Consider the following 14,522-nt stretch of genomic DNA (forward strand, 5'->3'; position numbering starts at 1 on the left):
GCAGGCGTACATGCACGACCGCTACCGCGTCATCACGGGGCCACCGCTGTCCCCGTCGACCGTCTCGGCCGAGGAACTCGGGGGTCTGGCCGCCGCGCTCAACGCCCTGGAGACCTCGGCCGCAGCCGCCCTGAACGGCCTCACGGCCGGCATGGTGGAACTCGCCTTCAACTCCTTGACGCCGCAGAACCGCCAGAGTCTGCTCGGAAAACTGGGCATCCGGATGGCAGCGCCCCGACGCGCGGGCAATGCCTTGTGCAGGGATATCCTCGCCCGTCTGCGGCGCGATTCACGGCAGCGCTCCTGCACCTGCGGAGTCAGGGAACTCACGCGCACGGTGATCGAACAGATTGGCATGGTCGCCTTCGCCCACGGCGGCACGGCTTCCGACCCGGCTTCCCGCTGGGGCGCGACCCTGGTCCGGGCGACGGTCTTCACGTGGTGCAACGCATCCGTGATGGACGCTCACCTCCTCGAGTGGGCGGCCGACCAAGACTGGTTCGCCGCCGGGGTTGACGATGAGGAGTCCGCGCGCCTTGCCGTCGTGGCCGAGAGGGCCCGGGCCGTCGTGGCGGCCCACCCGGATCTCGACGGCGTAGCGGAGGGGGTGGCGCGGCCGCCCGCAGACCACCACACGACCGAGGCGGCTGTCGCCGCCGACCGGCCGGTCCATGAGATGGGTGCCGTCGAGAGCGCCGCGTCGGGTCCCAGTGCACCGCACGACGTGCGGATGACGGCGTCCGAGGGCACCCGGCCCGAGCAGGGAATCGATCCGGAGGCCGCCTGTCGGCGCCTGGAATCGGCCCTGGCGGACGCTCGGAGTGCCGCGGAGAGCGCGATGGACGCGGTGGCCGCCGGCAGCCCTCCGCTCGATGAGGACCTGGCTCCGCTGGTCGCGCTGGGATCCGTCTTCGACAGCGCCGACGCGGTGTTCCGCGCGGTGGGGGTGGTGGGGGTGCCCCGCCGTCTGGAGGACATGGCCCTGGCCGCTCGTGAGTACAGAGAGGCGGACGACCGCGACCGCCGGGCGAGGGAGACGCTGCGGGAACTGCTGGATGTCGCGGCGGGCCGTACGGACAGCCCGGCAGCCTTCGCCGCCGAGGCCGTGCGAGGAGCGGCCCGCCGTCTGTTGGACGCAGGGTTGTGGGAGCAGACGCATCGGGAGGAAGGCGCTGTCCTCGTCGACCTGGCACGACTGATCCGTGAAGGGCGTCAGGCATACGCCGCGACGGAAATCCTGGCCCTGCAGGACCAGATGGTGCGAGTGCTGCCCACATGCGCCATGGCAGTGGTCATGGCTCCCGAACTGTCGCTGGCGCAGCCGAACGGAACGCCGGTGGCTCCGGCCGCAGAGGCCGCAGAGGCTGAGACAGCCGAGCAGGCCGACGTCGAAGGCCCGGTCGAGGAAGCCGTAGAGCTCTCCGACGACGACCCGTCCGACAAGCAGGCGGATGAGGCCCCGGCGACGGTGACCAGGGCTCATTCCACCAAGGACCCCGTCCCGGGTGCGGAAGCGGCCTTGTCCGGCACGGAAGACCTTGCCCCCGCCCCCACCACGGCACCGGATCCACACGCCACTGAGGATGCGCGGGCTGCTGGGCCCGCCCCTCGGCCGAAGGCTCTCGCCGAGGTGCCGGAAGAGGAAGCCCTGGCCCCGCCCGTCCCGGCCACCGTGAGCGCACCTGTCCTCGCGATGTCACGGGACGGGGAGATCGTCGCCCCGGAACCCGACCGGACGGTACTCGCCCCTGCCACCATGGAGGAGAACTCCGACGAGACCACTGCGGAGGGAATTCTCACGCGGCTGATCGTGGAACGGCGCTTCGGACTCGCTCACCATGTGGCGAGTGCCGCCGGTTGCGCCGCACCCCAGGTGACGGCGCTCCGTCTGGCCGGTGCGGCCGGGCTGCTCACCTCCGGTGACAGCCAGGGGGCCCGCCTGCTGGCCGACCTGCTCCAGCAGTACGGCGGGTACGCGGGTCGCGACACGGAGGGCAGCGAGCTCCTTCTGCTCCCGGTCCTGCTGCGTATGGCGCTCATCACCGGGGACCATCTGGCGGGAGCCCAGCTCAAAGCGCTGGCGCCCAGGCTGCCGGAGCGCTTGGCCGAGGCGGCGGCCGCCGTCGCCGACCGTGCGCTCAGCGGCGCCCTGATGAGTGCCTCGCCCCTGGTCGTCAGTGCCAACGTCTCCGAGTCGGAGGCACGGCTCCACGAGCTGCGCGAGCAGTGCCGTGTCCTGCTAGCGCCACCGAGGCTGCGGTTCGCACGGGCCACGAAGATCGCGAAGCGCTGGCTGACCGATGACGGGATGCTCGGATCGCTGCTTGCCACCGTGGCCGATGACCGCCGGGACCGGGTGACCAGCGTGCGGAAGCAGGCCGAGCGGCTCTCGAAACTGCCAGAGATCAGTATCGAGATCGACCGCATGGACCGAGAGCACCGGCCGTCCAGCGGCAAGCCGCTCCAGGGATCCGGCCGGCAGGACCTCGTTCATCTGGTAGAGCGAGCTGTCGGACTGGTCAAGGAGTGGTGTCTGGCGGTCGAGACCATTCGCCGAGGTGACGGCTCCGACGGCAACAGGGCGGTCAAGGAGATCTCTTCCCTGCGCAGGTCCCTGCTGGACGGCAAGGAGCAGGCACTGGGCGAACTGGCGCTGCTGGCGCAGGGCTCGGGTGCCGCCAAATCCGCTGCGGCCCTGGCTGCACGCGCCTCGATGGAGGAGCTGTTCGACCTGCTGGCCGGGGGAACGGCGGCCGTGCGTGCCAGCGGTCCGGTCGATCCCGAACTGGTACTGGACGCAGAGCTCTTGAAGGTGTGCGATCGTCGTGGCGAGCGGCCCTCACTCGAACAGCTCCTTTCTGTGGTCGACCGGAGTTGGCAGGACGCCCTTTCCGACAGGATCTCCCGAGACGCCTTCGGTGCGGCCCGCACCATCGTCGAGCTGGCGGACAGGGAGCTGCTGCCCGCCGCGCGGTCGGGGGAGTTCGTCCCGCCGACGGTAGCCGCGATCGAGGTGCTGGCGGACGCCCGGCGCACGGAGTTGCGCGGGGCGCACGACGAGCTGCTCGCCGAACTCCACCGTGCTCAGGCAGACGGCGCGCTGACCGACGACCAGGACCTGCGACTCCAGGAGTTGCTCGCCGACGCCAAGGGACACCTCGACGGCACCGACACGCACGACTTGGTGGGCGTGCGCCGAGCCCTCGACACGGTACGTGGCGACCTGCCGGCCTTCCGGCGACAGGCAGCCGACCGGATCCGGGCCCGGCTCGACGCCCTGGACCCCACCGAGGAGTTGCGCGCGCAGGTGCTGCGACACCTGGACACCGGCGGTCTGGCCACCGCCGCCGATCTCGTCTACTTCTTGGAGATCGGCGAGGACGTGCCGGAGATCGACGGCGGCGAGTCTCACCTGATCGAGTTCTTCCCGGCCGTGCCCGAGGGACTGCCCAGGGGCATCGACCGTAACCTCGTCGAGCTCGTGCGGACCGGCAGGGTGCACCCGGACATCCCGGTTCTCGACTACAGCGTGCTTTCGACCGACGAGGCGGCCCTGGCCGCCGATGTTCTGGACGAGTGGCGGGAGTTGGGTGCGACTGAGCCGAAGGACAGACTGGACGTCTCCGCGAAGCGGCAACTGCCGCCGCTCCTCAAACTCCTCGGATACGAGGCCAAGGCCAGGCCTCTCGACGAGCGGTCCTCGCATCTGCGCCGACGCGAGTACCGCCTCTTCGAAGCGATCGAGGTGGAGACCAACGGCAGGGCCAAAGCACCCGAGTTCGGCTCGCAGATCCGGGAGCAGGGCAGCAGCCTCCGCGTCCTGATGGTCTGGGGGCGGCCGTCCGCCGAGTTCGTCATGAGCCTGGCGGAACGCGACCCCAGCGGAGCGAGTCTTCTCGTCCTCTACTTCGGCACGCTGAGTCGTGAGGCCCGCATCGAGCTCGCCGTCGGATCCGGTCGGCTACAGCCGATGCTGGTCGTCGACGACGCGGCCCTCGCTTATCTCGCGGCGCGGGGCAACCGCCAGGTCAGCACGTCCACGCAGACGCTGCTGCCCTTCTCCGGGGTGAACCCGTACATCAGGGAGAAGCGTGGCCGGATCGGTGGCGAGATGTTCTACGGCCGTGACGCAGAACGCAAGAGCGTCCTCGACCGCCACGGTACCCAGGTCATCTACGGCGGCCGAGGCCTCGGCAAGTCCGCCCTGCTCAGCGACGCGGGGGAGCAGTTCGAAGGGCAGCGCCCCGGCTACCACCTGGCGGTCTACGTCAATCTGGACCAGGAGAACATCGGAAAGGGGAGTTCCCTGGGGCCGGAGGCTCTGTGGAGCGTCCTCGACCGGAAGCTCGTGAAAGCCGAGGTGCTGGACGGGCAGCCGAGCCGCAAGTCTCAGCTGGACATCTCCGAACGGGTACGTGCCGGTATCCGGACCTGGCTCGACGGGGACTCCCGCAGGCGTCTGCTGGTCCTGCTCGACGAATGCGACCAGTTCTTCGAAGCGGATGCTCCGCGCTTCAACCAGACCAAGAAGCTCAAAGGGCTCGGGGACGACACGAAGGACCGTGCCAAGGTTGTCTTCGCCGGACTGCACTCCGTGCAGCGGTTCACCAAGCTCGCCAGTAACGGGCCGTTCAGCCACCTGGCGCAGACGCCGAAGGTGATCGGTCCGCTCGCCCCCCAGTCTGCCGCCGAACTGCTGGTCGATCCGATGCGGGCGCTCGGCTTCGAGTTCCGGGACATGGATCTCGTCAACCGGGTACTCGGTTACTGCTCCTACCAGCCGTTCCTGCTCCAGATGTTCGGACACCGGCTGGTCGAGGTGATGCACCGCAAGCGGGCGAGGCGCGGAGCCGATGGGCCGCCGTACGCGGTGGAGATTGCTGACATCAGCGTGGTGGAGTCGGACACCGGACTCAGGGACGGTATCTCGGCTGCCTTCAAGGACACTCTGAGCCTCGACCACCGTTACGACGTGATCGCCAACGTCCTGGCCTACCATGCCCGCCACCGCGGCTTGGAGGTGCGGCTGAGCGACGCCGAGCTGCGGGAGGAGTGCGAGACCTTCTGGCGCAAGGGCTTCGAACAACTCGACACCGAGGGGTTCCGTGCCTATCTGTCCGAGATGGTGGGCCTGGGTATCCTCGCCCCCAACCACGACGGCCAGGGCTGGCACCTGAGGGGCCCGAACGCCCTGCGCATGATCGGCACCTCCCACGAGGTGGACGCGCGGCTGCTCAGGGCCGAACAGGACTGCAAGCTCCAGGAGAGCATCGTGCTGGAGGGCCGCCCCGAACTGCCCGACAACCGGCCGGCCCCGCTCACCATCACCCAGCTCGACGACCTCCTCGGCCAGCGGTCCAACCAGACGAGGGTGGTTCTCGGTACCACCGCGACCGGCGTCGGCGACGTCGGCGACACCCTGCGTGCGATTGCCGGGCGAATCGTCGACTGGATGCTGCCGCCCGTTGGTAAGCCCAGCGTCTACAAACAGGAGCTCACCGGCGGACTCCCGCGTCAACGGCGAGTCGTCATCAGTGACTTCGCCCGGTACCCGGACGCCCGGGCCGAGGCTCCCCGGAACGCCGTCGACTTGGCCGAGACGCTGCTCCCCGCCACGCCGGGAGTGACTCGAGCGGTGGTCATCGTCACCGATCCCACCCAACTGGGCCTGTGGCGGCCCCTGCTGACGGGCACCGAACACACCTCGGCCGCTCCCGTGGTGTTGCGTCGGCACGATCGTCGCAGTCTGCGCGGCTGGACCCAGCGGGTGGAGGAGTTCCACACGGAGGATCGTCTGGACCGTCTCTACGAGCTGACAGGTGGCTGGCCGCTCCTGGTCGACCGGGCGCACCGCCTCCACGGCGAACTGGGAGACCCTGACACGGCATTGAAGCGCCTGTCCGGCCTGCGTACGAACCGGGCGGAGGCCGGCGCCTTCGTCGAGGCGACCGGTCTGTACGCGGACCCCCTGCTCGCGACCGGCTACCGGGCTCTCGCCGAGGCATTCCAGGACGACCCGTTCGACCTGGAGAACGCCGTGACCGCTGTGGCGGTCCGGATCGAGGACGAGGACGAGGCCCTCTGGATCGTCACCTGCCTCGACGCCCTCCAGGTCTTCGACCGCGAGGACACCCACGTCCTGCGCCTGGAAGCACTGCTCCGGGAGTGTGTGGCGCTCCAGGGGTGATACCGACTCGCGGCGGGCTTCCGTCATCGCTGCCGGGAGCAGACCCGCACGGTGTTCCGTGGCCGGCGCCGCTGACCGAGCTTCTGTACAGAGTGAACTCGGTCAGCGGCCGGCGGGGCTGCTTTCGGGCGCGGCACGGTTCCGCGCGCTGCCGGGCTGCGGTGCATATCCGCGAGGCGGGCCCTGCGGCGCACTAGCTGTCGAGCCTCTGCCTCGGGGCAAGCTCCGAGGCTTTGTCGGTCCGCCCGCAGGAAGGAGCTGTGGCTCGTCCTCCTCCGCTCGCCGCGGCCGGACCCCGATCATGCCCACGGCGGTGACGAGAGGGGCGGCGTGGGCCCGTTCCCGGGACGAGGCGAGCATGGTGAGTGAGCCGGGGAACGTGGCGCCGGCGCCGAGGCCGTTCAGCGCGGCGCCCGCCCAGAGGGTCTGCACGGTCGGCGCGAGTGCCGCCACGGTCGAGCCGACGGCGACGAGGCCGGCTCCGGCGGAGATCAGCCGATTGCGGCCGAACAGGTCGCCGAGCGCGCCGAAGGTGAACCCGAAGCAGACCGCCGCGATCATGAACGCCGAGGTGAGCCAGGTCAATTGCGAGCCGTGGGTGCGCAGGTCTTCCTCGAGGAGTCCGTTGAGCGAGGGTGCAGTACGTGCTGCGGGTCTACCCGTTCGCCACGACCTTTCTGCCGGGGCACCGGCTGGCCGTGGAGCTGTCCAACGACGAGCCGTTGGCGGACGAGCACAATGCGCTGCTGCCGCCGGACGCGTTCCACCTGCCGGTGGGCCGCCCCGTCGCCCACAAGATCTACCGGGACGCGGCACACCCCTCCCGGCTGGTGCTGCCCTTCACGACGGCGAAGGCGGCGGAGGCCGAGGCGGGAGACACGCGTCGGTAAGGGCGCGGGAAGGGGCACGGCGGCGCGCGGAGCCGGGTGAGATCAGGTCGATTCACGCACCACGAGTTCGTTCGGCATGATCACCGGCGTCGCGGGGCCGCCGTCGATCAGGCCGAGGAGCAGGTGGACGGCGGCGGTCGCCTGGTCGGCCATCGGGCTGCGTACCGAGGTCAGGGCGGGGCTGGTGTAGGCCGCGGCTTCTATGTCGTCGAAGCCGATGACCGCCACGTCGTCGGGGACACGCCGGCCCGCCCGGTGAAGGGTGCGCAGGGCTCCGATCGCCATCAGGTCGTTGGCCGCGAACACCGCGTCGAGGCCGGGGTCGTCCTCCAGGAGCTGCCGCATGGCTTCGGCGCCTGAGGTTCTGGTGAAGTCGCCCAGTGCCACGATGGAGCGCCGGCCGGTGTCACGCAGCGTCCGACGGTAGCCGTCGAGGCGTTCGCGCGCTTCGTACAGTTCGAGGGGCCCGGTGATGGTGGCGATCCGGCGTCGCCCGCCCTCCAGGAGGTGACGCACGGCCAGTGCCGCTCCGCCGGCGTTGTCCAGCGCCACGTACGGAACGTCCTGGGCGGAGGTGCGGTTGAAGGACACGACGGGCAGGCCCTGCCGTGCCAGTGCGGCCGGCAGCGGATCCGTACCGTGCAGGGCGACCAGGAGTACGCCGTCCACGTGCCCGCCGGCGATGTACTGCACCACCCGGGTCCGGCTCGGGTCCGATTCCGCGAGCATGAGCACGAGCCGTTTGCCCGCTTTCTCCAGCTCCCTGCTGACGGCCCGCACCACGGCGGAGAAGAGGGGGTCGTCGGAGACGACTCCCTGAGGCGGGTCGGAGACCACGACGGCGACGGTGTCCGTGCGGCGGGTGACGAGGTTGCGTGCCGCCCCGTTGGGCACGTAGCCCAGTTCGTGGACGGCGCGCATGACGACGTCCCGGATCTGCGGGGCCACCGTCGTCTCGCCGTTGATGACACGGGAGACGCTCGACTTGGAGACGCCCGCCCGGGCGGCGACCACTTCGAGAGTGGGGCGTCTCATGCGGGGCCGCCCGCCGTGCCGCCGCCCGTGGCCCTGTCGCCGCCCGAGGCCCTGCGCGGGGCGGGTTTTCTCATCGGGGCGACCTCCGGCTCTGCGTCATGGCGATGTGAGCAGCGTATCCGCAGGCCGGAGTGGCAAGGGCAGGGTTCCGGCACGTTCCGCTCGGTGCCGCCCCCTCGTCCGCCGACGCGCCGGATGGCCCGTGAGAGACCGTTCCCTCAGCTCCTCCCAGGGGTGACGACGCTGTTTTTTCGAGGTGAGAGAAGTATTGACAGCCCTTACCCGCCGCTCCATCCTCCCTTCCAGGGAGCGCTCCCCGGCTTCCTTCTCCCTCTCCTTCCCCCCCACTTGAGGAGTCGCCCGTGCACACGCTGCCGCGTCGCTTCGCCTTACTTCTGGCCCTCGTGGCCTCACTGGTCGCTTTCACCGCTCTCCCCGCCCCTTCCGCCCAGGCGGCGGAGGTACTGCTCTCGCAGGGAAAGCCCGCCACCGCTTCGAGCACCGAGGGTCCCTTCGTGGCGCAGAGCGTCGTCGACGGCGACCCCGGGACGCGCTGGTCCAGCGCCTTCGCGGACCCGCAGTGGATTCAGATCGACCTCGGGGCGAGTGCCGGGATCAGCCGGGTCGCCCTCAACTGGGAGGCCGCCTACGGCAAGGCGTTCAGGATCGAGGTGTCGAGCGACGCGGTGAGCTGGACCGTCGTCCACCAGACGACCACCGCCACGGGCGGCATCCAGAACCTGGCCGTCTCCGGCACCGGCCGTTATGTGCGCATGTACGGGACGCAGCGCGCCACGCAGTACGGCTACTCGCTGTGGGAGTTCCAGGTCTACGGCACCGCCGGCACCGGCAACCCCGGCGGCGACACCGGCCGGCTCCTCTCCTACGGCAGGCCGGGCGCCGCTTCGTCCTCCCAGGCCGACTCGAACTGCTGGGAGTGCACGCCGGCCAGGGCTTTCGACCGGGACCCGGCCTCCCGCTGGGCCACGAGCCCGACCACGGGATGGACCGACCCGGGCTGGATCTCCGTCGATCTCGGCGCGACGGCACAGATCGACAAGGTGGTCCTGCAATGGGACCCCGCCTATGCCAAGTCCTTCCAGATCCAGGTCTCGCCGAACGGAGCCGACTGGACGCCGATCTACTCGACGACGTCCGGCACCGGCTTCAAGCAGACGCTCGCCGTCTCGGGCACCGGCCGTTACGTGCGCATGTACGGGACGCAGCGCGCCACCCCTTACGGCTACTCGCTGTGGGAGTTCCAGGTGTACGGCACCGGCGGCGATCCGATACCGGCTCCGCCCCTGCCGAACGACCCCGCGAACCCGCCGCGGCTGGTGTGGAGCGACGAGTTCGACGGCGCGGCGGGCGGCAAGCCCGACGCGTCGAAGTGGAGGGCCGATCCGGGCGTCGGGTCCAACAACGAGCTGGAGTACTACACCGATCACCGCAACGCCGCCCTGGACGGGGCGGGTCACCTGGTGATGGAAGCACGCAAGGAGACCACCGCCGGGTCCTCGTGCCCGCCCGACCCGCTGAGCGGCAGCACCACCTGTCAGTACACCTCGGCGCGGATGAACACCGGCGCGACCTTCCAGTTCACCTACGGGCGCGTCGAAGCGCGCGTCAAGGTTCCCAAGGGCAACGGTCTGTGGCCCGCGTTCTGGATGATGGGCGCCGACTTCCTGACGGGCCGCCCGTGGCCGTACAACGGCGAGGTCGACATCATGGAGATCCTCGGCAAGGACGTGAAGACGGCGTACTCGACCGTCCACGCGCCCGCGTACAACGGCGGAGGTGGAATCGGCGCGCCGTACACCCTGCCCGGGAACGCCGACTTCTCCGACGACTACCACACCTGGGCCGCCGACTGGAACAGCCGAGGCATCACCTACAGCCTCGACGGCCGGACCGTCTTCACCCTCGACAAGGACCAGGTGGAGCAGACACGCGGGCCGTGGATCTTCGACCACCCGCACTACATGATCCTCAACCTGGCGGTCGGAGGCGACTGGCCGGGCCCGACGGACGCCAGTACCCCGTTCCCCGCCAAGATGCTCGTCGACTACGTGCGGATCTATCAGTAGTCGCCGTGCTCCGGCAGGAAGCAGGCCCTCACCCCAGGCCTGCACCCCCGGGCCTTCACTCCCGGCCTGGGGTGCAGGCCGTCACCCCCGGGCCCTCGGGACCGGGTCCGCACCTCCCAGGTCTTCACCCCCGTTCTTCCCTCCAGCCCGTGAGGAAGTGACATGCGCAGAACTCCCGTTCCTCTGTACACACTGTTGGCGAGCGCTCTGGTGGTCGTGCTGGCCGCCGCGTTGAGCCTGACCGTCTCGGCCCCTCAGGCACAGGCCGCGACGGTCACGGTCCAGGCCGAGTCCTACGCGGCCCAGTCGGGCGTCACCCTGGAGGCGACCGCGGACACCGGCGGCGGGCAGAACGCCGCGTTCCTCGCCGACGGCGACTGGATGCGTTTCGACAACGTCGACCTCGGCGGAGCCGGCCGGCTGACGGTTTCGGTCCGGGCCGCTTCCGCCGTCGGCTCGGGCACGGTGGAGCTGCGTACCGCCGGACCGACCGGGCCGCTGCTCGCCGTCATACCGGTCTCCCCGACCGGCGGTTGGCAGAACTGGTCGACCCTGACCACCGAGGTCACCACGCATCCCACCGGCGCGCAGACGGTGTTCGCCGTGCTGCGTGGCACGACACCCGGCGACTTCGTCAACATCAACTGGTTCTCCTTCGCCGGTGAGGGGGACGGCGCGGCGGCCGGATGGGTCCCCGTCGACCAGGCCAAGTGGAACGCGCAACTGGCGCAGTTCCGCGCGATGACACCGGCCGCGGTGCCCGCGACCACGGTCCGGGTTCCGGAGTTCAACGCCACCTGCACCTACAGTCACTCCAAGCCGGACGATCCCATCGTTCTGCCGGGACTGCCCGGTGCGTCCCACATGCACAGCTTCTTCGGCAACAAGAGCACCGACGCGTTCTCCACTCCGGAGTCGTTGCTGGCCAGCACGCCGACCAGTTGCACCCCGGCCGCCGCCGACCTCTCGGCGTACTGGATTCCCACCCTCTACGAGGGCGACACGGCCGTCGAACCGGAGGGCATGATCGTCTACTACGGTTCCCGGCTCACCGACCCGGCGGCGACCGTTCCCTTCCCGCAGGGATTCCGCATGATCGCGGGCAGCGCCAAGACGCAGACACCCACCCCGGCGGGATCACCCGGCCAGTTCTGGTGCGCCGGCCAGGGCGGCGAGACCGGACGCAGCTCCGACGGCAACTGGCCGGTATGCGCCCCCACGGCCCACCTCACCCACCAACTGGTCTTCCCCGACTGCTGGGACGGCAAGAACCTCGACAGCCCCGACCACAAATCGCACGTGGCGTTCACGTACGACGGAAAATGCAGCGGCGCCTACCCCGTCGCCATCCCCAACCTCTCCTTCGTCACCAGTTACCCGACCAGCGGCGGCGCCGGCGGCTTCCGGCTGGCTTCGGGCATGGCATCGTCCATCCACGGAGACTTCTTCAACGCCTGGGACAACGCCGCTCTCGGCCACCGCGTGAAGGACTGCATCAACCAGAAGGCCAAGTGCAACTCCGCCGGTACGTTCTGACCCTGTGGTCGGCATGCGTCGTCGCCATGGCGCTGCCGGCTGTCGGCTGCACCGCGCAGCCGACGGCTGGAGCGTCGGCACCGGCGTTCAACGCCACCGACAGCGCGTGGATCCTCCTGATGATCCCCATGGCCGAGCGTGCGCGGCTCCTGACCGATCTGGCGCCCTCCCGCACGGCGGACAGGGCCCTGGCCGCTTTGGCCGCGGACACCGGAGCGACACTGCGCGCCGACCTGAGCCGCTTGCGCGCGGTGCTGCGGCTCTCGGGCGTCCCCGACACCCATCCCCACGAGGGGCACGACATGCCGGGCATGGTCAGCCTCGACACCCTTCGGAAGGCTTCCGACGCGAACGGCCAGGCGTTCGACCGGATTCTCACCGACGCGCTGCGCGCCCACTTCGCGCAGTCCGGGATGCTCTGTAGCAGCGAGCGGGCCCGAGGGGGCGCGGACCGGGCGAAGGACCTGGCCGCGGCCATCGCGAAGAGTACGGCCGTCGGGGCTTCCCGGCTGGACGAGCTGCGCGGGGCACAGCCACGGCTGTGACGGCACCGGTCGACTGGGCCGTTTCCGCCACCGCCCGCCGGGAGAAGGTGTCCTGGCCGGCAGGTGGGGCCCGGTCGATCCGCCCGGCACGACGCCCTGCGCAGCAGGGGAGGGCAAACCGACGGACGTCCGTCGGCGTCGGAAGGCCCCGGCCCGTGAACACGGGCCGGGGCCTTCCGCGGTCCCTTCGACCCGGCGGTGCCGTCTGCCGGGCGGCGTCCGGCACGCACGCTCGCCGCGTTGTCGGATCGTCCTCGTACGCCCAGCACGAGGACGGTCCTCCGCTTTGCGATCGCACGCACCGGACGCCGTCCGGCCCGGCCTCCGGCCGAACAACGGCACGTTGACGACACACCCTGGACCCGCGACGGCCCGACGTCGCCGTGGCCGACAGGATCCCGACGGCCCACCAGGAGTGCGCGGCCGTAATCGAGTCGGTGAAGAGCCCGCACGGCACGCCGGTGAAGAGCCCGCACGGCACGGTGCCTCGCGCACGGCGACCGGTCAGGCGCCGGCGGGCAGCGCCGGTGCCGGGGCGGGAGCCTCTTCCGCCGTGCGCTCCGAGGGGTCGAGGATCGCCGGCAGGTCGTCCATCCACGCGAGCACCGCTTCCTCGTACCGCAGGCCGAAGGCGAGGGTGGCGCCCAGGTGGGGGCCGCCCTCGGCGGTCGCGAGGCGGTCGCGGTAGTCGTCGTAGCGCTCCTGGTGGACGGTGCGGTGTTCCGCCACGAAGCGCATCAGGGTCTGCGTGTCGAGGTGGCCGCCGAAGATGATGGAGAGCAGCAGCGGGTAGCGGATCTGTTCCGTGCCCGGCGGCTGGAGTATCCAGTGGGCGAAGGCCTCACGGCCCTCGTCCGAGAGGTGGTAGCGGACGCGGGCGCGGGGGCCCGCGTCGCCGCCGGTGATGAGCCCGCGGTTCGCCAGCGCGGTCAGCTCGCGGTACACCTGGCTGCGAGTGAGCGTCCAGAAGGCGCCGACCGTCCTCTCGGCGACGGCCAGCAGCTCGTAACCGCTGGCCTCGCCGCTGTGCAGCAGGCCGAGGAGGGTGGCGGCGGTGGAGTTGAGGTTGTGCATTTCGGTTCTCCCTTGACACTCCTCAGTGGACGGTGCAATCTGGCGATCGACGATAGTCCACTGTGGTTGGTCCACTGTGGCATGTTCAACGAGGCTGCGGAAGCCTCGACTTGGGCGAGGGTGGGAGCCGGGGGGCATGACGCGGTGCGGAGCGGGTTTCCGTGGCCCCGCCAAAGGGGGCGGCATCCATGGCGCTCGACACCCAGGGGGAGTGGACCGGACGGAGTGTTGTCGCCGGGAAACCGGTCGGCGCGGTCGGCCATGCCGACCGGTCGTCGTGCGGTGAACGACGGCCATCCGCACGGGGACCTGGTCGATCGGGCTGGTGAACCCCTTCTTTCTTTTGCCGAGTGGGCGGCCTGTCGAGCGGACGGCCTTTCGTCGGGAATTGCCGGTGAGAGCAGGAGTCGGGAATGTGCTTCGTGGTGACGGGGTATGAGGGCGGTCGCATGCGCGTGTAACTGGTGGGCCCGCCTTTTGGGCCTTTCCTCGCGTTGACGCATTTCCGGAGAAGGAGCGGTCCGGGCCGGTGCGCATGGATATGCGTGCCTGAACGGATGCCTCCTTCATTTGGCGTGCCCTTTGTCGGTTCTCTCTGTCGGTGCTCTCCGCGGCGACGGGTGATTTCCGCAGGAAATCCCCCTTCCGCTTCATTCTCGATTCGACCCGATTCGACCCGTGAAACGTCCCGGTCCGCGCACCGGCGGGGTGATGGACGGCGCTGCCGGTACGCGTACGGGACCGGTCGTGGCCACCGCGCGGACGACTTCCCGCACCGGCTCGTGAAGGCTGACCTCGACACCGTCCCGACGGTGGGACGGCCCGAGGACCGGCGCTGCCCCGGTGAGCCGGTGTGCGGCGCCGAGCGAGCGGCGCACTCCGGGACGGCGGCTCCGGGGCAGCCCGGGCGGAGGGGCGCGGGGTGGTGCCGTCCGTGGCGCTCCAGGTGGCCGGCGGCGGCACATCCATGTCGTTTCTGCTGGTCATGGGCGTGTGAACCGTCACCGCGCCGGTGCCGACCGTTGTTTCGTCCAGCTTCCACGGGCCCTTCCCGCGCGAGGTCCCGCTTCCCCGCGGTGTGACGGATCAGGCCGGCGGACCGTAGCCGGCTGAGTGTCCGGCACCCCTTCGCGGCGCCTCGTGTTCCCTCCCGCGGGTGCCGCACTCC

At 70.3% G+C, this 14,522-nt stretch carries 7 protein-coding genes and 1 pseudogene; 5 read left to right on the forward strand and 3 right to left on the reverse strand.

The window, feature by feature from the left end; all coding sequences use genetic code 11:
* The first annotated feature begins 10 nt into the window (after window positions 1-10).
* The gene (locus OG599_RS26325) at window positions 11-6,187 is read left to right on the forward strand and encodes a hypothetical protein (protein ID WP_327178432.1); all 6,177 of its coding nucleotides are present in this window, start codon (window positions 11-13) and stop codon (window positions 6,185-6,187) included.
* A gap of 102 nt (window positions 6,188-6,289) precedes the next feature.
* On the opposite strand, the pseudogene OG599_RS26330 reads toward OG599_RS26325, so the two are convergent.
* Window positions 6,290-6,805 (reverse strand): annotated as a pseudogene (locus OG599_RS26330) (MFS transporter); the annotation flags it as partial.
* 17 nt (window positions 6,806-6,822) lie between these two features.
* Between OG599_RS26330 and OG599_RS26335 the strand changes: the two are divergent.
* Window positions 6,823-7,077, forward strand: coding sequence for a hypothetical protein (locus OG599_RS26335; protein WP_327180297.1), 255 nt, complete (start codon window positions 6,823-6,825; stop codon window positions 7,075-7,077).
* A gap of 42 nt (window positions 7,078-7,119) precedes the next feature.
* On the opposite strand, the gene OG599_RS26340 is transcribed toward OG599_RS26335, so the two are convergent.
* The gene (locus OG599_RS26340) at window positions 7,120-8,112 is read right to left on the reverse strand and encodes a LacI family DNA-binding transcriptional regulator (RefSeq protein ID WP_327178433.1); all 993 of its coding nucleotides are present in this window, start codon (window positions 8,110-8,112) and stop codon (window positions 7,120-7,122) included.
* A gap of 362 nt (window positions 8,113-8,474) precedes the next feature.
* Between OG599_RS26340 and OG599_RS26345 the strand changes: the two genes are divergently transcribed.
* The 3 genes from OG599_RS26345 (at window position 8,475) to OG599_RS26355 (ending at window position 12,280) form a co-directional block, all read left to right on the forward strand.
* The gene (locus OG599_RS26345; RefSeq protein ID WP_327178434.1) at window positions 8,475-10,199 is read left to right on the forward strand and encodes a discoidin domain-containing protein; all 1,725 of its coding nucleotides are present in this window, start codon (window positions 8,475-8,477) and stop codon (window positions 10,197-10,199) included.
* A gap of 162 nt (window positions 10,200-10,361) precedes the next feature.
* Window positions 10,362-11,735: a DUF1996 domain-containing protein gene (locus OG599_RS26350; protein ID WP_327178435.1), complete on the forward strand. Its 1,374-nt coding sequence runs from the start codon at window positions 10,362-10,364 to the stop codon at window positions 11,733-11,735.
* On the forward strand, window positions 11,711-12,280 hold the full coding sequence (locus OG599_RS26355) for a DUF305 domain-containing protein (RefSeq protein ID WP_327178436.1): 570 nt from the start codon (window positions 11,711-11,713) through the stop codon (window positions 12,278-12,280). The genes OG599_RS26350 and OG599_RS26355 overlap by 25 nt, the downstream gene beginning before the upstream one ends.
* Before the next feature lie 504 nt (window positions 12,281-12,784).
* Here the strand turns inward: OG599_RS26355 and OG599_RS26360 are convergent.
* Window positions 12,785-13,354: a PadR family transcriptional regulator gene (locus OG599_RS26360; protein WP_327178437.1), complete on the reverse strand. Its 570-nt coding sequence runs from the start codon at window positions 13,352-13,354 to the stop codon at window positions 12,785-12,787.
* Between the last annotated feature and the right edge of the window lie 1,168 nt (window positions 13,355-14,522).

Origin of the sequence: Streptomyces sp. NBC_01335, from assembly GCF_035953295.1 — a bacterium.
Lineage (GTDB): Bacteria > Actinomycetota > Actinomycetes > Streptomycetales > Streptomycetaceae > Streptomyces.